Source organism: Pigmentiphaga sp. H8, assembly GCF_003854895.1.
Classification (GTDB): Bacteria; Pseudomonadota; Gammaproteobacteria; order Burkholderiales; family Burkholderiaceae_B; genus Pigmentiphaga.
On sequence record NZ_CP033966.1, the window covers coordinates 313,261 to 332,957 of the forward strand.

The 19,697-nt window shown below is 68.2% G+C and carries 20 protein-coding genes; 6 read left to right on the forward strand and 14 right to left on the reverse strand.

The window, feature by feature from the left end; genetic code table 11:
- Positions 1-21: 21 nt before the first annotated feature.
- The 8 genes from EGT29_RS01500 to gatC all read right to left on the reverse strand — a co-directional run bounded on the left by EGT29_RS01500 (position 22) and on the right by gatC (position 7,230).
- Positions 22-984 (reverse strand): tripartite tricarboxylate transporter substrate-binding protein, encoded by a 963-nt coding sequence (locus EGT29_RS01500; protein WP_161567654.1) that lies wholly within the window; start codon positions 982-984, stop codon positions 22-24.
- Positions 985-1,016: 32 nt separating this feature from the next.
- Positions 1,017-1,370, reverse strand: a complete 354-nt coding sequence (locus EGT29_RS01505) for a RidA family protein (protein WP_124687370.1) — start codon at positions 1,368-1,370, stop codon at positions 1,017-1,019.
- A 104-nt stretch (positions 1,371-1,474) separates the two neighbouring features.
- The gene (locus EGT29_RS01510) at positions 1,475-2,383 is read right to left on the reverse strand and encodes a LysR family transcriptional regulator (RefSeq protein WP_124687371.1); all 909 of its coding nucleotides are present in this window, start codon (positions 2,381-2,383) and stop codon (positions 1,475-1,477) included.
- Positions 2,384-2,408: 25 nt separating this feature from the next.
- Positions 2,409-3,182, reverse strand: coding sequence for an SDR family oxidoreductase (locus EGT29_RS01515; protein WP_124687372.1), 774 nt, complete (start codon positions 3,180-3,182; stop codon positions 2,409-2,411).
- Positions 3,183-3,301: 119 nt separating this feature from the next.
- Complete coding sequence (locus EGT29_RS01520; protein ID WP_124687373.1) at positions 3,302-3,904, reverse strand: histidine phosphatase family protein; 603 nt, start codon at positions 3,902-3,904, stop codon at positions 3,302-3,304.
- Positions 3,905-3,911: 7 nt separating this feature from the next.
- The gene (gatB, locus tag EGT29_RS01525) at positions 3,912-5,366 is read right to left on the reverse strand and encodes an Asp-tRNA(Asn)/Glu-tRNA(Gln) amidotransferase subunit GatB (protein WP_124687374.1); all 1,455 of its coding nucleotides are present in this window, start codon (positions 5,364-5,366) and stop codon (positions 3,912-3,914) included.
- Between the two features lie 21 nt (positions 5,367-5,387).
- Positions 5,388-6,917, reverse strand: coding sequence for an Asp-tRNA(Asn)/Glu-tRNA(Gln) amidotransferase subunit GatA (gatA, locus tag EGT29_RS01530; protein ID WP_124687375.1), 1,530 nt, complete (start codon positions 6,915-6,917; stop codon positions 5,388-5,390).
- A gap of 4 nt (positions 6,918-6,921) precedes the next feature.
- On the reverse strand, positions 6,922-7,230 hold the full coding sequence (gatC, locus tag EGT29_RS01535; RefSeq protein WP_124687376.1) for an Asp-tRNA(Asn)/Glu-tRNA(Gln) amidotransferase subunit GatC: 309 nt from the start codon (positions 7,228-7,230) through the stop codon (positions 6,922-6,924).
- A gap of 213 nt (positions 7,231-7,443) precedes the next feature.
- Between gatC and EGT29_RS01540 the strand changes: the two genes are divergently transcribed.
- From EGT29_RS01540 to rodA, 5 genes are all read left to right on the forward strand, one after another.
- Positions 7,444-8,487 carry a rod shape-determining protein gene (locus tag EGT29_RS01540; RefSeq protein WP_087778192.1) on the forward strand — a complete coding sequence of 348 codons (1,044 nt, stop codon included), beginning with the start codon at positions 7,444-7,446 and terminating at the stop codon, positions 8,485-8,487.
- A gap of 111 nt (positions 8,488-8,598) precedes the next feature.
- Complete coding sequence (mreC, locus tag EGT29_RS01545; RefSeq protein WP_370282730.1) at positions 8,599-9,534, forward strand: rod shape-determining protein MreC; 936 nt, start codon at positions 8,599-8,601, stop codon at positions 9,532-9,534.
- 154 nt (positions 9,535-9,688) lie between these two features.
- The gene (gene mreD / locus EGT29_RS01550; protein ID WP_238160263.1) at positions 9,689-10,177 is read left to right on the forward strand and encodes a rod shape-determining protein MreD; all 489 of its coding nucleotides are present in this window, start codon (positions 9,689-9,691) and stop codon (positions 10,175-10,177) included.
- Positions 10,178-10,242: 65 nt separating this feature from the next.
- Positions 10,243-12,144, forward strand: coding sequence for a penicillin-binding protein 2 (gene mrdA / locus EGT29_RS01555; RefSeq protein ID WP_124687378.1), 1,902 nt, complete (start codon positions 10,243-10,245; stop codon positions 12,142-12,144).
- Between the two features lie 73 nt (positions 12,145-12,217).
- Complete coding sequence (rodA, locus tag EGT29_RS01560; protein WP_124692174.1) at positions 12,218-13,303, forward strand: rod shape-determining protein RodA; 1,086 nt, start codon at positions 12,218-12,220, stop codon at positions 13,301-13,303.
- A 21-nt stretch (positions 13,304-13,324) separates the two neighbouring features.
- Here rodA and EGT29_RS01565 read toward each other — a convergent pair whose 3' ends face one another.
- From EGT29_RS01565 to EGT29_RS01575, 3 genes are all read right to left on the reverse strand, one after another.
- A complete protein-coding gene (locus tag EGT29_RS01565; RefSeq protein WP_124687379.1) occupies positions 13,325-13,654 on the reverse strand; it encodes an NIPSNAP family protein in 330 nt (109 codons plus the stop codon).
- Between the two features lie 22 nt (positions 13,655-13,676).
- Positions 13,677-14,624, reverse strand: coding sequence for a tripartite tricarboxylate transporter substrate binding protein (locus EGT29_RS01570; protein ID WP_161567655.1), 948 nt, complete (start codon positions 14,622-14,624; stop codon positions 13,677-13,679).
- A 73-nt stretch (positions 14,625-14,697) separates the two neighbouring features.
- Positions 14,698-15,576, reverse strand: a complete 879-nt coding sequence (locus EGT29_RS01575; RefSeq protein ID WP_124687381.1) for an SMP-30/gluconolactonase/LRE family protein — start codon at positions 15,574-15,576, stop codon at positions 14,698-14,700.
- A gap of 160 nt (positions 15,577-15,736) precedes the next feature.
- Between EGT29_RS01575 and EGT29_RS01580 the strand changes: the two genes are divergently transcribed.
- On the forward strand, positions 15,737-16,537 hold the full coding sequence (locus tag EGT29_RS01580; protein WP_124687382.1) for an IclR family transcriptional regulator: 801 nt from the start codon (positions 15,737-15,739) through the stop codon (positions 16,535-16,537).
- Between the two features lie 13 nt (positions 16,538-16,550).
- On the opposite strand, the gene EGT29_RS01585 is transcribed toward EGT29_RS01580, so the two are convergent.
- From EGT29_RS01585 to leuC, 3 genes are read right to left on the reverse strand one after another with little or no spacing between them, the layout of a single operon-like run.
- On the reverse strand, positions 16,551-17,543 hold the full coding sequence (locus tag EGT29_RS01585) for a tripartite tricarboxylate transporter substrate binding protein (RefSeq protein WP_161567656.1): 993 nt from the start codon (positions 17,541-17,543) through the stop codon (positions 16,551-16,553).
- A complete protein-coding gene (gene leuD, locus EGT29_RS01590; protein ID WP_124687384.1) occupies positions 17,540-18,181 on the reverse strand; it encodes a 3-isopropylmalate dehydratase small subunit in 642 nt (213 codons plus the stop codon). Before leuD ends, EGT29_RS01585 begins: the two co-directional genes overlap by 4 nt.
- Positions 18,178-19,584, reverse strand: a complete 1,407-nt coding sequence (gene leuC / locus EGT29_RS01595; protein WP_124687385.1) for a 3-isopropylmalate dehydratase large subunit — start codon at positions 19,582-19,584, stop codon at positions 18,178-18,180. Before leuC ends, leuD begins: the two co-directional genes overlap by 4 nt.
- Between the last annotated feature and the right edge of the window lie 113 nt (positions 19,585-19,697).

Genomic DNA, 19,697 nt, shown 5'->3' on the forward strand with positions numbered 1-19,697 from the left:
AAGCGCGTAGGGGGGGAACCTCTAATCAGCGCTGAAGCCCGAGGCTTGCACCGCCTGGCGCCATTGTTCGAGCTCGCGGCGGCCTTGTTCGTCCAGTTGCCGGGGCGTGCTGTCCACCGGAGTCATGCCCATCTGGGCCAGCTTCGCGCGCACGTCGGGCTCCTTCAAGGCCCGGACGATGGCCGCGTTCAACTGGGCAAGGCGAGCATCCGGCGTGCGTGCCGGCGCGTAGATGCCGCCCCAGCCCTGGGCCGTGCCCATGCGCAGCCCCAGTTCCGCCGCCGTCGGCACCTCCGGCAGCTCCGCCGCCCGCTGCGAGCCGAAGGTGACCAGGATGCGGACCTTGCCGGCCTGCTGCAGGTTCAGCATCTCGCCTATGTTCAGGATCGCGGCCGGGATCTGCGCGCCGACCAGCGCGGTGATGACTTCGGCGGCGCCCTTGTAGCCGATGTGCTCCATCCGCACGCCGGTGGTCTGCGACAGCGAGACGCCCAGGAAATGCTGGATGCTGCCGGCCGAGGGCGTGCCATAGAAGGCCGCCGTGGGGTGGGCCTTGGCCCAGGCCAGGAAGTCCTGCAGGCTGCGCGCCGAGGACGAGGCCGGCACGGCCAGCCCCAGTTCCCAGGTCGGCAGCTTGGCCACCGGCGCGAGTTCGGTGAACGGGTCATAGCCCAGCTTCTTGAACACGTGCGGATACAGGTAGATGGTCGCCCCCGGCGCCACCACCAGCGTGTTGCCGTCGGGCGCGGCCGCCTTGACGTGCTGGATGGCCAGCCGCGCCTGCGCGCCCGGCCGATTCTCGACGATGGCCGGCTGGTTGAGCGAGACGCGCAGCTTGTCCGCCAGCAGGCGCGCGATGATGTCGAAGTTGCCGCCGGCGGGCAGGCCCACCACCAGCTTCAGGGGCTCCTGGGCCTGGGCCGCCGGAGCCGTCAGCGCGAACAGCAAGGCGAGCGACGCTCGCCGGATAAGGGTCGGGATCATGATGCGCCTCGTGTGCCCCCGGGGGCGTTGGCCTACAGTTTGCGCGCCGCGGTCACGGCGATCTCGACCTCGTATTCGGGAAAGGCCAGCTTGGCCTCCACGCAGGAGCGTACCGGCTTGTGCCCGGCGATCACCCATTGGTCCCAGATCTCGTTGAGCTTGGGCCATTTCTTGTAGTCGTCGATCCAGACCATGGCGCTCAGGATGTGCTTGCGGTCCAGGCCTATGCCCTCGAGCTGGGCGTCGAGCTTGGCCAGGATCTGGCGCAACTGGCCGTCGAAGTCCTGCGACGGATCGTCCGCGACCTGTCCCGACATGTAGACGATGTTGTCGTGGATCACGATCTTGCTCATGTGGGCGTTTTCGTTCAGGCGTTCGATGGTCATGCGCGGCTCCTTGTCGTGTGCCGGCACATTGTGGGCGCGATGCGCGCCATCGCCGTAATGAAAGAAACTTATCTCCCGAGAACCGGGAAGAATCTCCGGCGCGCTCAGGCGTCCAGGTGCGGCCGCATCAGCGCCTCGAACCATTCCACGAACACGCCCAGCCGGCGCGACCGCTGCCGGCGATGGGGATACAACAGGGAGACCGGCATGGGCGCGGGGCGCAGGCCGGGCATGACCTCGACCAGTTCACCGGCATCCAGCAGATGCCGCACGTCGAAGCGCGGGATCTGGATCAGCCCCAGGCCCATCCGGCAGCAGGCGATGTAGTTCTCGGCATTATTCACCACCACCTGGCTGGGCACGTCCCGGCTGCGCGGTTCGCCGCCTGCATCCAGGTATTCCCAGGCCGTCTCGCGCCCCGTGGTGGCCGAGGCATAGCCCACGGCCCAATGGCCGCCGGCCAGTTCGTCGGGGTGCCGGGGTTCGCCGTGCTGGCGCAGGTAGGCCGGACTGGCGCAGTTGATCAGCGCGATGTCGCCCAGCGGACGCACGACCAGACTGCTGTCGTGCAAGGTGCCGATGCGTACCGCGCAGTCCACGCCTTCGCGCACGAGATCGATGGCGCGGTCGCCCGAACGCAGCAGCAGTTGCAGGCGGGGATGGCGCTGCAGCAGGCCGGGCAGCGCGGGCACGACCAGGCGCCGCGCGATGCGGCTGGGCACGTCCACCGTCAGGCGTCCGGCCAACTGCTTCCCGCGCGCATGGAACAACTGGTCGATGTCCTCGACCTCGGCCAGCAGCGGCCGTATCCGTTCGATCAACTGCTGGCCGTCGGCGGTCAGGGCGACACGCCGGGTCGTGCGATGCAGGAGGCGGGCCCCGACCTGCTCTTCCAGTTGCTGGACGGCCGCCGACACCGAGGCGCGGGGCAGCTCCAGCGCATGGGCCGCCTGGATGAAACTGCCCATCTCCGCCACCTGGACGAAAACGCGGTACTGGTCGAAACGATCCATGTCCCAAGCATAGAGCAGGATGCCGCTACTTGGTGGTGTAGCCGCCGTTGATGAGGATGGTCTGGCCCGTGATCCACCAGCCGTCGCTGACCAGGTGCCGGATGAACGGGACGACGTCGTGGATGTCGGTCAGCCCGGTCTTCGAGAACGGCGACAGGGCCGCCGCGGTCTTGTGGTACGCCACCGCCTCGGCCTGCTCGGCGGGATAGAAGAAGGGCGTATCCATCGGTCCCGGGCCGACCGCGGTCACCGAGATGCCGCGCTGGCCGAACTCCTTAGCCGCCGCGCGGGTGAAGTGTTCCACCGGCGCCTTGGTGCCCTCGTAGGCCGCGTAGAACGGCGTGAACGCGCCCAGCAGCGAGGTCACCAGCGTCACGACCTTGCCGTTGTCGTTCACGTGGCGGCCGGCTTCCTTCAGGAAGAAGAACGCCGACTTGGCGTTGACCGCGGACATCTCGTCGTATTCGGTCTCGCTGATGTCGACGATGGGTTTCTTCAGCACCTTGCCCACCGTGTTGATGGCGATGTCCGGCCGCCCGGCCACGGCGATGGCGTCGGCGAACAGCTTCTCCACCGCCCCGGCCGTCGTCAGGTCCGCCTGCAGGGCGGCCGACTCGGCGCCGGCCGCGCGCACCGCGGCCACGGTGGCGTCGGCGTCCGCCTTGGACGCCGGGCTGTTGTAGTGGACGATGACGGCCTTGGCACCCTGCGCGGCCAGATCGCGCGCGATCAGCCCGCCGAGATTCTTCGCGCCGCCGGCGATCAGCGCGACCTTGCCGCGTATCGAATGGTCTGCCATGGAAAACTCCTGTGCGATGGAAACGAGGGTTCCAGCTTAGGAGCGTGGGCCGATCCGATCAGCCCCCGGGGGCTGGATGGACTATCCAGGAAATCCGGCCAATCGCCGAGGGCACCGCATCAACGCAGGGCGCGTGCCGTGAGTTCCACCCGCACGACCTGCCCGTTCTCGATGGGCGCCGCCAGGTCGGTCTCGCGGAAGCGCCGCATCCAGGGCGGCGTGGTTTCCAGCCCCCGCGCGAGCGCGAGCTGGTAGGCGTGGAAGAACTGGCCGTGGCCGACCGCGACGACGAAGCCCGGCAGCGTGCGCACGCGTTCGTCGAAGGCGCGCAGCCGGTCCGCGAACTCGGAGAATGATTCGGCGTCGTCGCCGTCGCGGTAGTCGGGGTCGGCGCGCTGCCAGTAAGCGTCGGCCAGGGGCCGGCGTTCGTGCACGTTCAGGCCCGCGCACTTGAGGGCCGACAGGTAGGTGAACTCCTGGATGGGCCAGACCTCCATCGGGGTGCCTGGCCATTTTTCCAGGATGGGGGCGGCGGTTTCCTGCGCGCGCATGAAGGGCGAGACGATCAGCAGGTCGGGATTGCGATCGATCTGGCTGGCCGCGAGGAGCGCCTGTTCGCGCCCCAGCGCTGTCAGCGGGCTGGCGCCCACCTCGGAGGTGGCCGCCCCGGCATTGGCCGTGCTTTGCCCGTGGCGGATCAGCCAGAGTTCGCGCAGTGCCATGAGGGCCCTAGGCCAGCTTCTGCTTCAGCAGTTCGTTGACCTGCTGCGGATTGGCCTTGCCCTTGGCGGCCTTCATCACCTGGCCGACCAGCGAATTGAAGGCCTTTTCCTTGCCGGCGCGGTATTCGGCCACGATGGCGGGATTGGCGGCCAGCACGTCGTCGATCATCTGGCCGATGGCGCCGGTATCGCTGATCTGCTTGAGGCCGCGCGCTTCGATGATGGCATCGGCGTCGCCGCCGTGCTCGCCCTGCCAGATGGCGGCGAACACGTCGCGGGCGATCTTGTTCGAGATCGTGCCGTCGGCGATGCGTGCCAGCAGCTTGCCCAGTTGCGCGCTGGAGACGGGGCTTTGGGCGATGTCCTGTTCCTCGCGGTTCAGCGCGGCGGCCAGTTCGCCCATGACCCAGTTGGCGGCCAGCTTGGCCTGGCCGGCGGGCAGGGCCTTGGCGGTGGCCTCGAAGAAGTCGGCCGTGTCGCGGCCGCCGGTCAGCTGGGCGGCGTCGTAGGCGGGCAGGCCGTAGTCGGCCTCGAAGCGGGCGCGCTTGGCGCCGGGCAGCTCGGGCATGTCGGCGCGCACGCGCTCGATCCATTCCGGCGCGATCACCAGCGGCGGCAGGTCGGGGTCGGGGAAGTAGCGGTAGTCGTGCGCGTCTTCCTTGGACCGCATGCTGCGGGTCTCGTCGCGGTCGGGGTCGTACAGGCGGGTTTCCTGCACCACCTTGCCGCCGTCCTCGATCAGCTCGATCTGGCGCCGGATTTCGTACTGGATGGCGCGTTCCAGGAAGCGGAACGAGTTGACGTTCTTGGTCTCGGTGCGGGTGCCGAATTCCTTCTGGCCCACCGGGCGCACGGACACGTTGGCGTCGATGCGGAACGAGCCTTCCTGCATGTTGCCGTCGCAGATGCCCAGCCAGACCACCAGCGCGTGCAGCGCCTTGGCGTAGGCCACGGCTTCCTCGGCCGAACGCATCTCGGGCTCGGACACGACTTCCAGCAGCGGGGTGCCGGCGCGGTTCAGGTCGATGCCGGTGGACTTTTCGCCATGGGGACCGGCGAAGTCGTCGTGCAGCGACTTGCCCGCGTCCTCTTCCAGGTGGGCCCGGGTCAGGTTGATGGTCATTTCCCGCTCGCCCACGAAGAAGGTGAGCGAGCCGCCCTGCACCACCGGGATCTCGTACTGGCTGATCTGGTAGTTCTTGGGCAGGTCGGGATAGAAGTAGTTCTTGCGGGCGAAGATGGAGCGCGGGGCGACGTGCGAGCCCAGCGCCAGGCCCAGCTTGATGGCGCGTTCGACCGCGCCCCGGTTCATGACCGGCAGCGTGCCCGGCAGCGCGAGGTCCACGGCGTTGGCCTGCATGTTGGCCGGGGCCCCGAAGCGGGTGCTGCTGCCCGAGAAGATCTTGGATGCCGTGGACAGTTGCACGTGCGTTTCCAGACCGATGACGACTTCCCAGTTCATACGTTCATTCCGCTGCGGAGGTCACAGGCTGCCGGGGCGGCGAGTGTGCCAATCCGTGGTTCGTTGGAAAACATCGGCGACGGCCAGCAACCGGCCTTCGTCGAAATAATTGCCGATGATCTGCAGGCCGACGGGGCGCTGGCCGTGCACCGGGCCCAGGCCGAAGCCGCAGGGGATGGACACCCCGGGCAGGCCCGCCAGGTTCAGGCTGAGCGTGTAGATGTCGGCCAGGTACATGGCCACCGGATCGTCCGTCTTCTCGCCCAGGTTCCAGGCCACGGTGGGGGACACGGGGCCGACGATCACGTCGCACTGGTCCTGCAGCGCCTTCTGGAAATCGTCGGCCACCAGCCGGCGCACCTTCTGCGCCTGCAGGTAGTAGGCGTCGTAGTAGCCGTGCGACAGCACGTAGGCGCCGGTCAGGATGCGGCGCTGCACTTCCAGGCCGAAGCCCTCGGCGCGCGAGCGGCTGGTCATGTCGGCCAGGTCGCGGTATTCGGCCGCGCGGTGGCCGTAGCGCACGCCGTCGTAGCGCGAGAGGTTGCTCGAGGCCTCGGCCGGGGCGATGACGTAGTAGGCAGGGATGGACAGCTCCGTGCGCGGCAGGGAAATGTCCACCCGCTGGGCGCCCAGCGCCTCGAACTGCTGCAGCGCGGTCTCGATGGCCATGCGCACGTCGTCGGCCAGGCCGGCGCCGAAGAATTCGCGCGGGATGCCGATGCGCAGGCCGGCCAGCGGCTTGTCGCCCTGGGCCCGCGCGGCGAATGCGTCGAACGCCGCGCGCACGCGGCCGGGGGCGTTGGGTTCGGCGCCGCAGCGTTCCAGGCTGGTGGAGTCGCGCGGGTCGAAGCCGGTGATGGGATCCAGCAGTTCCAGCAGGTCGCGCGCGTGGCGGGCGATGGGGCCGCCCTGGTCCAGGCTGGAGCCGTAGGCGATCATGCCGTAGCGGGACACGGTGCCGTAGGTGGGCTTGATGCCGCTGACGCCGCACAGCGAGGCCGGCTGCCGGATCGAGCCGCCGGTGTCGGTGGCGGTGGCGCCCACGGCCAGGCCCGCGGCGACCGCGGCGGCCGAGCCGCCGGACGAGCCGCCGGGCACGGCCGCGGTGTCCCAGGGGTTCAGGACCGGACCGTAGGCCGAGTTCTCGTTGGACGAGCCCATCGCGAACTCGTCGCAGTTGAGCTTGCCCAGGGTGACCGCACCCGCCGCGGCCAGCCGTTCGACCACGGTGGCGTCGAACGGGCTGACGTAGTCCTTCAGCATGGCGCTGGCCGCCGTGGTGCGCCAGCCGCGGGTGACGAAGACGTCCTTGTGGGCGATGGGGATGCCGGTCAGCTGGCCGGCCTGGCCGCCCGCCAGTGCGGCGTCGGCGGCGCGGGCCTGGGCCAGCGTCAGTTCGGGGTCCACGTGCAGGAAGGCGTTGAGTTCGTGGCGGGCGGCAATGGCCTCGAGCGCGCTCTGCGCCAGTTCGACGGCCGAGACCCGGCGCTCGTCCAGGGCCTTGCGCAGCTCGGCGATGCCGGCGAATTCGGTGTGCAGGGGTTGTGGCATGGGCTTACTCGATGACCTTGGGCACCAGGAACAGGCCGTCCTGGACGGCCGGGGCGTTGGCCAGCAGGGCGTCGCGCGATTCGGCGGTGGCCGGCTCGGTGGCGGCGTCCTCGCGCAGGCGCAGGACCACGTCCTCGATGGCCGAGATGGGATGGGTGAGCGGTTCCACGCCCTGGGTATCGACCGCCTGCAATTGCTCGATCAGGCCGAAGATGCCGTTCAGGTCCTTCAGGACGCGGGCCTGGGTGTCGCCCGCAAGTTCGAGACGGGCCAGCCGCGCGATGCGCGTGACGTCGGTTTCGGTAAGCGCCATGGCAGTGTGATGGAAAGGCGGCGAAACGGCGTCGGACGGGGCTCTGGCGCGCTTCGGGGCCGGGTGGGTCGTAGCACTGCTTCGAAGACCGCAGAATCGAGAATAATGCAGAACTTTGATGCAGTTTCAGGGTATTGAAGCAGGATTATAAGTTATCATTTCGCGTTTACCGGACCCGCCCACCCCGCATCCGTTCTTCATAAAAGATTCCCGATGTTCAGTTTCCTGCGCAGTTATTTTTCCAATGATCTGGCGATCGACCTTGGCACCGCCAACACGCTGATCTACGTCCGCAGCAAGGGCATCGTGCTGAACGAACCCTCGGTGGTGGCCATCCGCCAGGAAGGCGGGCCCAGCGGCAAGAAAACGATCCAGGCGGTGGGCAAGGAAGCCAAGCAGATGCTGGGCCGCGTGCCCGGCAACATCGAAGCCATCCGTCCCATGAAGGACGGCGTGATCGCCGACTTCACCGTGACCGAGCAGATGCTCAAGCAGTTCATCCGCATGGTCCACCCCAAGGGCCTGTTCGCCCCCAGCCCCCGCATCATCATCTGCGTTCCCTGCGGCTCCACGCAGGTCGAGCGCCGGGCGATCCGGGAATCGGCCCTGGGCGCGGGCGCCAGCCAGGTCTTCCTGATCGAGGAACCCATGGCCGCGGCCATCGGCGCCGGCCTGTCGGTCTCCGACGCCAGCGGCTCGATGGTGGTGGACATCGGCGGCGGCACCACCGAGGTCGCCGTGATCTCGCTGGGCGGCATGGTCTACAAGGGTTCGGTGCGCGTGGGCGGCGACAAGTTCGACGAGGCCATCGTCAACTACATCCGCCGCAACTACGGCATGCTGATCGGCGAACCCACGGCCGAACTCATCAAGAAGGCCATCGGATCGGCGTTCCCCGGGTCCGAGGTCAAGGAAATGGAAGTCAAGGGCCGCAACCTGTCCGAAGGCATCCCTCGCAGCTTCACCGTTTCCTCCAATGAAATCCTCGAGGCCCTGACCGATCCGCTGAACCAGATCGTCTCGGCCGTGAAGATCGCGCTGGAGCAGACCCCGCCCGAACTGGGCGCCGACATCACCGAGAAGGGCATCATGCTGACCGGCGGCGGCGCGCTGCTGCGCGACCTGGACCGCCTGTTGCAGGAAGAAACCGGCCTGCCCGTCATCGTGGCCGAGGACCCGCTGACCTGCGTGGTGCGCGGCTGCGGCCAGGCGCTCGAGCGCATGGACAAACTGGGCGCCATCTTCACGAACGAGTAATCTTTCCTCATGGTTGCCATCGCGACGGGGCGAAGCGGCTGACAAGCGGTTCGCCCCGGTCTTTTTTCATCGGGACCTGTCCCGGCATCGCCGGACGCTGGACCAATCTCCATGCAATACAGTCCACCGTCGTTTTTCAAGCAGGGGCCGCCGGCCTTGGTCCGGCTGGCGTTCTTCGTTTTCCTGTCCCTGGTCATGCTGGTGGTCGACACCCGCATGCGGGCGCTCGACGCCTTGCGCGAAGCGGTCAGCGTGGTGCTGTACCCGTTCCAGCGCGTCATGCTGCTGCCCCGGGACGGCGTGCGCTACGTGGCCGATTTCTTCGAGGTCAATAGCAGCGTACAGCAGGAAATCGAGCTGATGCGCCGCCAGCGCATCGAGATGGCCCAGTCCACCGCCCAGGCCGCGCAACTGGCCTCCGAGAACGCCCAGTTGCGCCGGCTGCTGGGCGCCAGCGAACGCGTCCCGGCCCCCGCCGTCCTGGTACAGGTGCTGTACGAGTCGCGCGACGCGTTCTCGCGCCGGCTGATCATCGACAAGGGCAGCCACTACGGCATCATCGCCGGCATGCCGGTCATCGACGACGGCGGCGTGGTGGGGCAGGTGGTGCGCACCTCGCCCATGACCTCCGAGGTCGCGCTGCTGACCGACCGCGTGCAGTCCATTCCCATCCAGGTGCTGCGCAACGGCTTGCGCGGCATCACGTCCGGCGGCGAGATCCCGGGCCGGCTGGGCCTGCGGTTCATGGCGTCCGACGCCGACATCCAGGTGGGCGACACCCTGGTCACCAGCGGGCTGGACGGCATCTATCCCGAGGGCCTGCCCGTGGCCACGGTCGAATCGGTCGAGCGCGACGCCAGTTCCGGCTTCGCCCGCATCCTGTGCAAGCCGGTGGCCGGCGTGGAGCGCTACCGGCATTTCCTGGTGCTGCAGACCATCAAGCCGCAGGAACTTAACAACGCGCCGGGGGACGAATCCTCCAAAAGTGAACAGTCGGACAAGTCGTCCCCATCATCCATGGCGCCCCGCGCTACCCCCAGCCGATGAAAGCACACTTCCTCATCCAGGGCACAGCGGATCCGGCTCCGCCGGTCCGCCAGTGCCGCCCCCTGGGGGGCGCGCGTAAGCGCGTAGGGGGGGGCCTTCGTTGAAAGCTCCCTCGACACTGCCGCGTTCCCGGGTTCCGACTGAACACCTGCTCTTGCCGGTCGAGCCCCGCTTCATCTGGCTGACGCTGTTCCTGGCCTGGCTGCTCAACCTGCTGCCCTGGGGCCAGGTGGGCGGCATTCCCGACGCGCTGGCGATCTGCCTGGTATTCTGGAGCGTCCACGAGCCCCGGCGCGTGGGCATGCTGACCGCCTTCGTCTTCGGCATCCTGATGGACGTGCACGGGTCGGCCCGCCTGGGCGAGCATGCGCTGTCCTACACCCTGATGGTCTACCTGGCGCTGCTGATGCACCGGCGGCTGTCGTGGTTCTCGCCCTGGCTGCAGGCCTTGCACGTGCTGCCGGTTTTTTTCGTCTCCGAACTCACGGTATTCTCTATCCGAGGCTGGCTCGACGGCACCTGGCCGGGCTGGTGGTGGGCGCTGAACAGCGTGATCTCGGCCCTGCTGTGGCCGCTGGCGGGCTGGATCCTGCAAGCCCCCCAGCGCAGGGCGGTGGACCCCGACGACACGCGTCCCATCTAGCGCAGGCCCGCCACCGGCATCTCGTAACACCGTCCGGCCCCACTGGGGCCGGGTTTCCGTAGCACATGACCGAACTCAAGAATACCGAGCGCGAACTCCAGCATTTCCGCCTGCGCCTGCTGGTGGCGGTGGGGATCGTCCTCGTCTGCTTCGGGCTGCTCGGGTCCCGGTTCTGGTATCTGCAGGTCGCCAACCACGATGCCTATGCCGCGCGGGCCGAGCAGAACCGCATCTCGGTCGTACCCATCACGCCCCATCGGGGCATCGTGGTGGACCGCAACGGCGCGCTGCTGGCCCGCAACTACTCGGCCTATACGCTGGAAATCACGCCGTCCAAGGCGGGCAAGCTGGACGAGACCATCGAGCAACTGGGCGAGGTGGTGAACATCGATGCCCGCGACCGCCGCCGTTTCCGCCAGTTGCTGGGCGAATCGCGGCGGTTCGAGAGCCTGCCCATCCGCAGCCGCCTGACCGACGAGGAGGTCGCCCGCTTCGCCGCGCAGGCCTATCGTTTTCCGGGTGTGGAGATCCGCGCGCGGCTGCTGCGCCACTACCCCCAGGGCGAGACAGCGGCGCACGTGGTCGGCTACATAGGGCGGATTTCGCAGCGGGATATCAATAGGTTGGAGGAAGATGGCACCATTTCCAACTATCGGGGCACCGACTACATAGGCAAGGAAGGCCTGGAGAAGTCCTACGAAGGCGTCCTGCACGGCAAGACCGGGGTCGAAGAGGTCGAGGTGACCGCCTCGGGCCGCGCGGTGCGCACCCTGTCGCGCACGCCTCCGGTCTCGGGCAAGAACCTGATCCTGTCCATCGACGTCGAATTGCAGAAGATCGCCGAGGCGGCGTTCGGCAACCGGCGGGGCGCGCTGGTGGCGATCGAGCCCGCCTCGGGCGACATCCTGGCCTTCGTCTCGCGCCCGTCGTTCGATCCCAACCTGTTCGTCGACGGCATCGACGTGGACAATTGGAAGGCGCTGAACGAATCGCCCGATCGCCCGCTGATCAACCGGCCGCTGTACGGCACCTATCCCATCGGCTCCACCTACAAGCCCTTCATGGCGTTGGCCGGACTGGAACTGGGCAAGCGGACCTTCACCGGCACCATGTACGACCCCGGCTATTTCGAGTTCGGCGACCGCCGCTACCGCAACTCCGGGGAGCGGGCCTACGGCACGATAGACATGCGCCGCGCGCTGGAAGTCTCGTCCGACACCTACTTCTATTCGCTGGCCGCCGACCTGGGCGTGGATGCCATCCACGATTTCATGAAGCCCTTCGGCTTCGGCCAGATCACCGGCATCGACCTGGGTGGCGAAAAGACCGGCATCCTGCCGTCCACCGCCTGGAAGCGGCGGGCCTATTCCAAGCCCGAGCAGCAGCGCTGGTACGCGGGCGAGACCATTTCCATCGGCGTGGGCCAGGGCTACAACGCCTTCACGCTGCTGCAGCTGGCCCAGGCCACTTCGGTGCTGGCCAACGACGGCGTCTACATGAAGCCCCACCTGGTCAAGTCCTTGCAGGACAGCGCCACCGGCGAACAGACCCTGACCGTTCCGCACGAAAGCTACCGCATTCCGCTCAAGCCCGAGAACATCAAGATGATCAAGCAGGCCATGGCCTCGGTCACGCGCAGCGGCACGGCGGCACGGGCCTTCGCCGGCGCGCCCTACGTCGCGGCGGGCAAGACCGGCACGGCGCAGGTCTACAGCCTGCGTTCGGGGGAACGCTACAACGCCAGCCGCATCGACGAGCGGCTGCGCGACCACGCCCTGTTCATGGCCTTCGCGCCGCTGGACCATCCGCGCATCGCGGTGGCCCTGATCGTCGAGAACGCCGGCTGGGGCGCCACCGTGGCCGCGCCCGTGGCGCGCCAGGTATTCGACTTTTGGCTGCTGGGCAAGCGCCCGGGCGGGCCCGTGCCCGACACGCCACCCCAACCTGCGGAGGCTGCCGGTGATTGACGGACCGGGCCTGTTCAACCGCCTGACCTGGCGCACCGTCCTGCTGCGCACGGTCGCGGTGTTCGACATTCCCATGTTGCTGATCCTGATGGCCCTGGCGGGTATCGGGCTGATGTCCATGTACTCGGCCGGAGGCGGTTTCGACGGCCGCTTCGCCGACCAATTGCGCAACTACGGCATCGCGCTGCTGGCGATGTGGCTGCTGGCGCAACTCTCGCCCCAGACGCTGATGCGGCTGGCGGTGCCGGTCTACCTGGTCGGGCTGGTGCTGCTGTTCGGCGTGGAGTTCGTCGGCGAGACCAGCAAGGGCGCGACACGATGGCTGAACCTGGGCTTCACCCGCATCCAGCCTTCCGAGGTGATGAAGATCGCCGTGCCCATGATGCTGGCCTGGTACTTCCACAAGCACCAGGGCACCTTGCGGATACGCGACTTCATCGTGGCCGCGGTGCTGATGCTGACGCCGTTCTCGCTGATCGTGCTGCAGCCCGACCTCGGCACCGCGCTGCTGGTATTCGGCGCCGGGTTCTTCGTGCTGTTCTTCGCCGGCCTGTCGTTCCGCCTGCTGGTGCCCATCACGCTGGTAAGCGTGATCGCGCTGGGGACCCTGGTCTCGCTGGAAGACACCCTGTGCACGGACGGCGTGGACTGGGTCGTGCTGCACGACTACCAGAAGCACCGTGTCTGCACCTTGCTGAATCCCGCCTCCGATCCCCTGGGCAAGGGCTTCCACACCATACAGTCGGCCATCGCGGTCGGTTCGGGCGGAATGCTGGGCAAGGGCTACATGCAGGGCACGCAGACCCACCTCGACTTCATTCCCGAGCGCACCACCGACTTCATCTTCGCGGTATTCGCCGAAGAGTTCGGCTTCGTCGGCAACCTGCTGTTGCTGTTCCTGTACCTGCTGCTGCTGGTCCGCGGGCTGACCATCGCCGCGAACGCCCCGTCGGTCTTCTCGCGCCTGCTGGCGGGGGCGCTGACCATGGTGTTCTTCGTCTATGCCTTCGTGAACATGGGCATGGTCAGCGGCATCCTGCCCGTGGTGGGCGTGCCGCTGCCCTTCATGAGCTACGGGGGCACGGCGCTGCTGACGCTGGGGTGCGCGGCGGGCATCCTGATGGGGATACAGCGCCACCGGGCGCTGGTGCAGAGCTAGGCCCGGCGCCCTCCCACGGGCCTAGTCCTTCGGCAGCGCGGGCTGGGGCGAGAACGGCGCCACGTTCATGATCTTCACTTCCTGGGCCACGAACGACCCCCGGTTCATCTGCCTGAACGCGGCCCACTCGGGATCCGCCTCCAGCCGTTCGCGGCGCCGTTCGCGCTCGGCCAGGCTGGCGTAGGCCCAGATGTGGACGACCTGGTTCAGCGGACCGATCTCGCTCACGTAGAAGCCGACCAGCCCGCCCAGGTGCCGCATCTGCACGGGCAGGCCGTGCGCGCGGTAGCGCTGCAGGTAGTCGTCCATCGTGCCGTGCTTGAGCGTGTAGGTGCGGTGCTCGACGATCATGCGGGGGTTCCTCGTGTTTCCGCTAGGGCTGGACCTGGATACCCGTCTTCTTCAGGAAGGGAATCCAGCGCTCGAAATCGCTGGCCAGCTTGGCCTTGAATGCCTCGGTATCCATCGGTCCGTTCAGGCCCATGCCGCCCAGCCGCTCGGACACCTCCGGCGAGCGGACCACCTTCAGGATGGCCTGTTCCAGCTGGCTGCGGGTGGCAGCGGGGGTGCCGGCCGGCGCCAGGATGCCGTAGGCATTGCTCATCTGCAGGTCCGGATAGCCGGCCTCGACCGACGTCGGGACGTCGGGCAATTGCTTCGAGCGCTGGGTGTCGAACAGCACCAGGCCGCGTACCTTGCCCTCGCGCACATAGGGCGCGAGGATGGTGACGTCGGCGTTCAGGGCGTCGATCTGGCCGGCCAGGAGGTCGGCGATGGCCGGGGCCGCGCCGCGATAGGGGACGTGCAGCATCTGCGAGCCGGTGTAGACGTTCACCATCTCGCCGCCTATGTGCATGGTGGAGCCGACGCCGGACGAACCGTAGCTGATGCGCGCTCCGGACTTGGATTTGTCCACCAGCTCGCGCAGCGTGCGCACGCCCAGGTCGGGGCGGGCGATCATCAGGGTCTGGACCTGGCCGATCAGCGCCACGGGCTCCAGGTCCTTGCGCGGATCGTAGGGCAGCTGCGTCATCGTGCCCGCCGACATCACGTAGCCCGAGGTCGCCACCAGCAGCGTCGCGCCGTCCGCGGGCGACTTGGCGACGTAGTTCGCGCCGACCACGCCGCCCGCGCCGCCGCGGTTCTCGACCACCACGGTCTTGCCCAGCGCGGCTGTCAGGCCGGGCGCGATGATGCGCGCGACCTGGTCCACCGGACCGCCGGCGGCGAAGGGCACCACCAGCTTGACGACGTCGGCCGCCAGCGAGGGCGCCGAGACGGCGCACGACAGCAGGAACAGCAAGCTTCGAACTCGTTGCATGAAGATCTCCTCCATGGCGCTGCGCCATGGTCGTGGACGACGCGGGGCGGATGCCGGAACCGGGGTGCCGCGTTCAGCCCCGGAAGCGTGGTTCGGGCAGGCCGCCCACGCCTACCTCGAGCGCGAACAGTCCGCCGGCGAGCGGTTCCCTGGCCAGCTCGGGCACGCGCTGCGAGTGGCTGGTGACGTACAGCGTGTCGAGCCCGCTGCCGCCGAAGGCGGGGCAGGTCGGGTTGGTGACGGGCATCTGGATGATGCGGTCCACGCGTCCTGCGGGCGTGAGGCGGACCAGTTGGCCGGTGGCGACCATCGCGTTCCACAGGCAGCCGTCCACGTCCACGGTGGAGCCGTCGGGCCGGCCGGCCTGGTGCGTCCAGTCCTTGAAGACGCGGCGATTGGAGATGGCGCCGTCGTCCAGGTCGTAGTCGAAGGCCCAGATGACCTGCCGGTGCGTATCGGCGAAGTACATCGTGCGGTCGTCGGGACTCCAGGCGATGGAGTTGGGCAGCACGACATCGTCCAGCATGACGTGGCAGCGGTGGTCGGGATCGAGGCGGTAGAGCTTGCCTTCCGGCGTGCGGCGGGTATCGGGCATGCTGCCCACCCAGAAGCGGCCGCGGCGGTCGCACTTGCCGTCGTTCAGGCGGTTGTCCGGCTGGTCGGGCTCGGGATTCAGCAGGGGCTGGGGAGCTTCGCCGGTATCGGGGTCGTACAGGTACAGGCCGTGGTTGGTGGCCAGCAGGAAGCCGCCCGTCTCGCGCAGCGCGATGCTGCCCACCAGCAGTTCGGGCGCCAGCCGTTGCGCGCGGTGCCGGCCGGTGGCGGGCTCGTACGATTGCAGGGCCGGGCGCCGTACGTCCACCCACCACAGGCGCTGGCTGCGGCCGCACCAGAGCGGGACTTCGCCCAGGATGTCGGCCCCTTGGACCACGCATTCGATCTTGCCGGCCACCGTTGTCTCCTTCGGTCTTGTGTGCCCCGCAAGGCCGGGGCGTTTTTTCTCAGATTATTCCGTAATTCAGGATTCGTCAAACATCCCATTATTTAGGATTAGTGATGTGCTCCCGACATGGCCGGTATAATCCGCGCCACCGTCCCGCTCCACGCGCCCCGTGAACGCATCCGATAACGCCCGTCCGGCTTCCACGCTCGCCCGCGCTTTCGAAGTGCTGGAGCTGCTGTCCGTCGAGCATCCGCTGCTGCGGGTCGAGGACGTCATGTCGCGGCTGGGCCATACCCGCTCCACGGCCTATCGCTACGTGAAGGAACTATGCGATGCGGGCGTGCTGGCGCCGTCCTCGGGCGGCATGTACGCGCTGGGGCCCCGCATCGTCGAACTCGAACGCATGCTGGTGCTGACCGACCCGCTGTACCTGGCGGGCCGCAAGGTGCTGCCGGCCGTGCGCGAACCCGGCAGCGTGCTGCTGCTGCACAACCTGTACCGCGACAAGGTGCTGTGCATCTACAAGGAAGGCCCCGATTCGCTGGAATACCGCGGCGAGTCCATTGCCGTGCGGCGTTCGCGCGGCATGCCGTTCCCGCTGTTCCGCGGCGCGGCTTCGCTGGCGATGCTGGCGTTCTTCACCCCTCATCGCATCCGGCAGACCTACCTGCGCAGCGCCGACGAGATCGCGCAGGCGGGCCTGGGACGCAGCTGGGAAGCGTTCCGCGGCGCCCTGGCCGCGATCCGCCGCAGTGGCTACGCCACCAGCCGCAGCCAGATCACGCCCAACCTGGCCGGCGTGGCGGTGCCCATCTTCCTGCCGGGGGAAAAGAAGGTGATAGGCAGCCTGGCGCGGGCCTTTCCCGCCGAGTTGCTGACGCCGGAGATGGAGCGGGCGTGCCTGGGCCGCCTGTCCGAGGCGGCTGCGCTGATCGCCCGGGAGTTCGTCCAGGCGGGGCACGGCGCCTAGGAGCCGCCGGGCCCTAGTCCATCAGCTTGATCCCGGCGCTCTTGGCCACGCTGCGGGTACTGTCGATTTCCTTGCGGATGAAGGCGTCGAACTGCGCCGGCGTGGACGCCACCACGTCGTTGCCCCAGGCGTTCAACTGCCGCACGATGTCGGGCCGCTTGATGGTCGCTATCAGGTCTGCGGACAGCTTCTGCGCGACGTCGGGAGGCAGGCCAGCCGGCGCCACGAAACCGAAGATGCTTTCGTACTCGTAGCCCGGCACGCTTTCCCCTATGGTCGGGAAATCCGGGTGCGTGGGACTGCGCTGGCCGTTGGCGATGGCCAGCAGTTTCAGCCTGCCCGACTGGATGTGGGGCAGCGCCGATTCCAGGATGACGAAGCCCAGCTTGAGTCGTCCCGGCAGCAGGTCGTTGTAGGCCGGCGCGCTGCCGTTATAGGGTACGTGCGGCATGTCGAGGCCGGCCTTCACCTTCAGCAGTTCACCGGCGACGTGGGTGGCCGTGCCTATGCCCAGCGACGCGTATTCCAGGCGTCCGGGTTCGGCGCGCACGAGCTTGATCAGTCCCGCCACGTCGTCGACGGGCAGGGAAGGGTGGGCCACGAGCGCGATCACCGCCGAGCCGACCTGGGTGAGCGGCGTGAAGTCCTTCAGCGTGTCGTAGGGCAGCGTGCTGCGCAGCGCGGGGTTGATGGTGTGCGAACTGATGACCAGTCCGAACGTATAGCCGTCGGGAGCGGCCCGCGCGACAGCCTGGGTGCCGATGATGGCGCCCGCGCCGGCGCGGTTTTCCACCACGACGCTCTGGCCCCAGCGTTCGCCCAGTTTCAGCGCGATCAGCCGCGCCATGCCGTCGGTGGCGCCGCCCGGCGGCATGGGCACGATCATCCTGACGGGCTTTTGGGGATAGGTGGCCTGCGCGCGCAGCGCGGGCGACAGCGCCAGGGCGGCCGTCGCGGCCAGCCACTGGCGGCGCCGGATGTCCGGCGAACAGGACGGGGTCGTCATGTCGATTCCTTGGGCGTGAAGGGAAGGTGATGTATCCATGGCCGGCGCAACGCGTCGTGCCGCTGGAAGTCGTCGATGAGGTTCTTGCGCTTCAAGGTCTGCGCGATCGGATCGAGTCCTTCGAGCAGGGCCTCGCGGCGCAGGGCCTGGATGTCGAAACCGATGCGCGCGCCGTCGGCGCCGGCCACGAAGCATTGCCGCAGGTCCACGGTCATGGGGACGCCGGGGTGGTTGCGCGCCTGCGCCGCCAGCGACTCCACGTCGGCGCGCGGCAGGCGTACGGGAAGCAGGCCGTTCTGGAAGCAGTTGCCGTAGAAGATGTCGCCGAAGCTGGGCGCGATGACGCAGCGCACGCCCAGCGCCAGCAGGGCCCAGACCGCGCCTTCGCGCGAGCTGCCGCAGCCGAAATTGGCGCCGGCCAGCAGGATGCGCGCATGCCGGGTGGCTGGCTGGTTGAAGACGAAATCGGGGTCTTCCGTGCCGTCCGGGCGATAGCGCAGGGACTCGAAGCAATAGGGGCCCAGTTCGTCGCGCGCGACGCCGTTGAACAGGGGCTCGACCCGGATGATCAGGTCGGTGTCGATGTTGTCGCGCAGCAGCGGCGCGGCCACGGATTCCAGGCGGTCGAAGGGGGTCATGCCAGGCTTGCCTCGAAGTCGCGGACGTCGCAGATCGCGCCGGTGACGGCCGCCGCCGCGGCCATGGCCGGGCTGGTCAGGTGGGTGCGCGCGCCGGGGCCCTGGCGGCCCACGAAGTTGCGGTTCGAAGTCGAGACGACCCGCTGGCCGCGCGCGGCCAGGTCGCCGTTGGCGGCCAGGCACATGGAACAGCCCGGGTCGCGCCACTGGAAGCCGGCCGCCAGGAAGATCCCGTCCAGGCCCTCGGCCTCGGCGGCCTGCTTGACGCGTTCGGATCCGGGCACGACCCAGGCCTCGACGTGCGCGGCCACCTTGCGGCCCCGGACGACGGCGGCGGCGCTGCGCAGGTCCGACAGGCGGGCGTTGGTGCAGGAGCCGATGAAGACCCGGTCGATGGGCGTGCCGGCGATGCGCTGGCCCGGGTTCAGTCCCATGTAGTCGAGCGCGGCCTGCGCGGATAGCCGGCGCTGCGCGTTGTCGATGCCGGCGGGATCGGGCACGATGCCGTCTATGGCCACCACCTGTTCGGGGCTGGTGCCCCAGGTGACCTGAGGCGCGATGCCGGCCATGTCGATCAGGACCTCGCGGTCGAAGCGCGCGTCGGCATCGGAACGCAGCGTGCGCCAGTAGGCGACCGCGGCGTCCCAGTCCTGCCCGGCGGGAGCGAAGGGCCGGCCGTGCAGATAAGCGCAGGTTTTTTCGTCGGGGGCGACCATGCCTATCTTCGCGCCCAGTTCGACCGAGAGATTGCACAGCGTCAACCGGGCTTCCACGTCCAGCGCGGACACGGCCTCGCCCGCGTATTCGATGGCGTGGCCGGTGCCGCCGGCCGTGCCGACCACCCCGGCGGCGTGCAGGATCATGTCCTTGGCCGAGACTCCCGGGGCAGCCTGGCCGACGAAGCGTATCCGCATGTTCTTCGGCTTGGCCTGGACCAGGGTCTGGGTGACGGCGATGTGCACGAATTCGCTGGCGCCGATGCCGAAACCCAGCGCGCCCAGTCCGCCGTGGGTGCAGGTATGGCTGTCGGCGCACACCACCAGGGCGCCTGGCAGCGTCAGGCCCTGTTCGGGCCCCATGACGTGGACGATGCCCTGGGAACCGCTGCCCACGTCGAAGACCCGGATGCCCCGCGCCCGCGCTTCGCGGCGCAGGTCGCCCAGCAGCCGCACGCCCTGGGGCGTCGGACTGGCGCGTCCCGGCAGGGTGGAGACCGAATGGTCGGGAGAGGCGAAGGCCAGTTCCGGATTCCGCATTTCCAGGCCGCGCCTGCGCATGTCGACCAGGGCCTTGCTGCCCGCGTCCGTGATCAGGTGGCGATCCACGTGCAGCAGCGCGAAGCCGTCACCCAGGTCGGTGATCACATGGTCGTCCCAGATCTTGTCGAAGAGCGTACGCGGCATCGGCACTTTCTTTCCCTATCCCATCGGCAGTGAAATCGTATAATCATTATGACAACATAACAAATTTTGTGCAAAGCGGGACCCATGCGGCCGGCGTGCCACAATGGCGCTCC

Coding starts and splice junctions, on each gene's coding strand:
- EGT29_RS01500 (WP_161567654.1), bottom strand. CDS start 984: ATGATCCCGACCCTTATCCGGCGAGCGTCGCTCGCCTTGCTGTTCGCG.
- EGT29_RS01505 (WP_124687370.1), bottom strand. CDS start 1,370: ATGACCATCGAACGCCTGAACGAAAACGCCCACATGAGCAAGATCGTG.
- EGT29_RS01510 (WP_124687371.1), bottom strand. CDS start 2,383: ATGGATCGTTTCGACCAGTACCGCGTTTTCGTCCAGGTGGCGGAGATG.
- EGT29_RS01515 (WP_124687372.1), bottom strand. CDS start 3,182: ATGGCAGACCATTCGATACGCGGCAAGGTCGCGCTGATCGCCGGCGGC.
- EGT29_RS01520 (WP_124687373.1), bottom strand. CDS start 3,904: ATGGCACTGCGCGAACTCTGGCTGATCCGCCACGGGCAAAGCACGGCC.
- gatB (WP_124687374.1), bottom strand. CDS start 5,366: ATGAACTGGGAAGTCGTCATCGGTCTGGAAACGCACGTGCAACTGTCC.
- gatA (WP_124687375.1), bottom strand. CDS start 6,917: ATGCCACAACCCCTGCACACCGAATTCGCCGGCATCGCCGAGCTGCGC.
- gatC (WP_124687376.1), bottom strand. CDS start 7,230: ATGGCGCTTACCGAAACCGACGTCACGCGCATCGCGCGGCTGGCCCGT.
- EGT29_RS01540 (WP_087778192.1), top strand. CDS start 7,444: ATGTTCAGTTTCCTGCGCAGTTATTTTTCCAATGATCTGGCGATCGAC.
- mreC (WP_370282730.1), top strand. CDS start 8,599: ATGCAATACAGTCCACCGTCGTTTTTCAAGCAGGGGCCGCCGGCCTTG.
- mrdA (WP_124687378.1), top strand. CDS start 10,243: ATGACCGAACTCAAGAATACCGAGCGCGAACTCCAGCATTTCCGCCTG.
- rodA (WP_124692174.1), top strand. CDS start 12,218: ATGTTGCTGATCCTGATGGCCCTGGCGGGTATCGGGCTGATGTCCATG.
- EGT29_RS01565 (WP_124687379.1), bottom strand. CDS start 13,654: ATGATCGTCGAGCACCGCACCTACACGCTCAAGCACGGCACGATGGAC.
- EGT29_RS01570 (WP_161567655.1), bottom strand. CDS start 14,624: ATGCAACGAGTTCGAAGCTTGCTGTTCCTGCTGTCGTGCGCCGTCTCG.
- EGT29_RS01585 (WP_161567656.1), bottom strand. CDS start 17,543: ATGACGACCCCGTCCTGTTCGCCGGACATCCGGCGCCGCCAGTGGCTG.
- leuD (WP_124687384.1), bottom strand. CDS start 18,181: ATGACCCCCTTCGACCGCCTGGAATCCGTGGCCGCGCCGCTGCTGCGC.
- leuC (WP_124687385.1), bottom strand. CDS start 19,584: ATGCCGCGTACGCTCTTCGACAAGATCTGGGACGACCATGTGATCACC.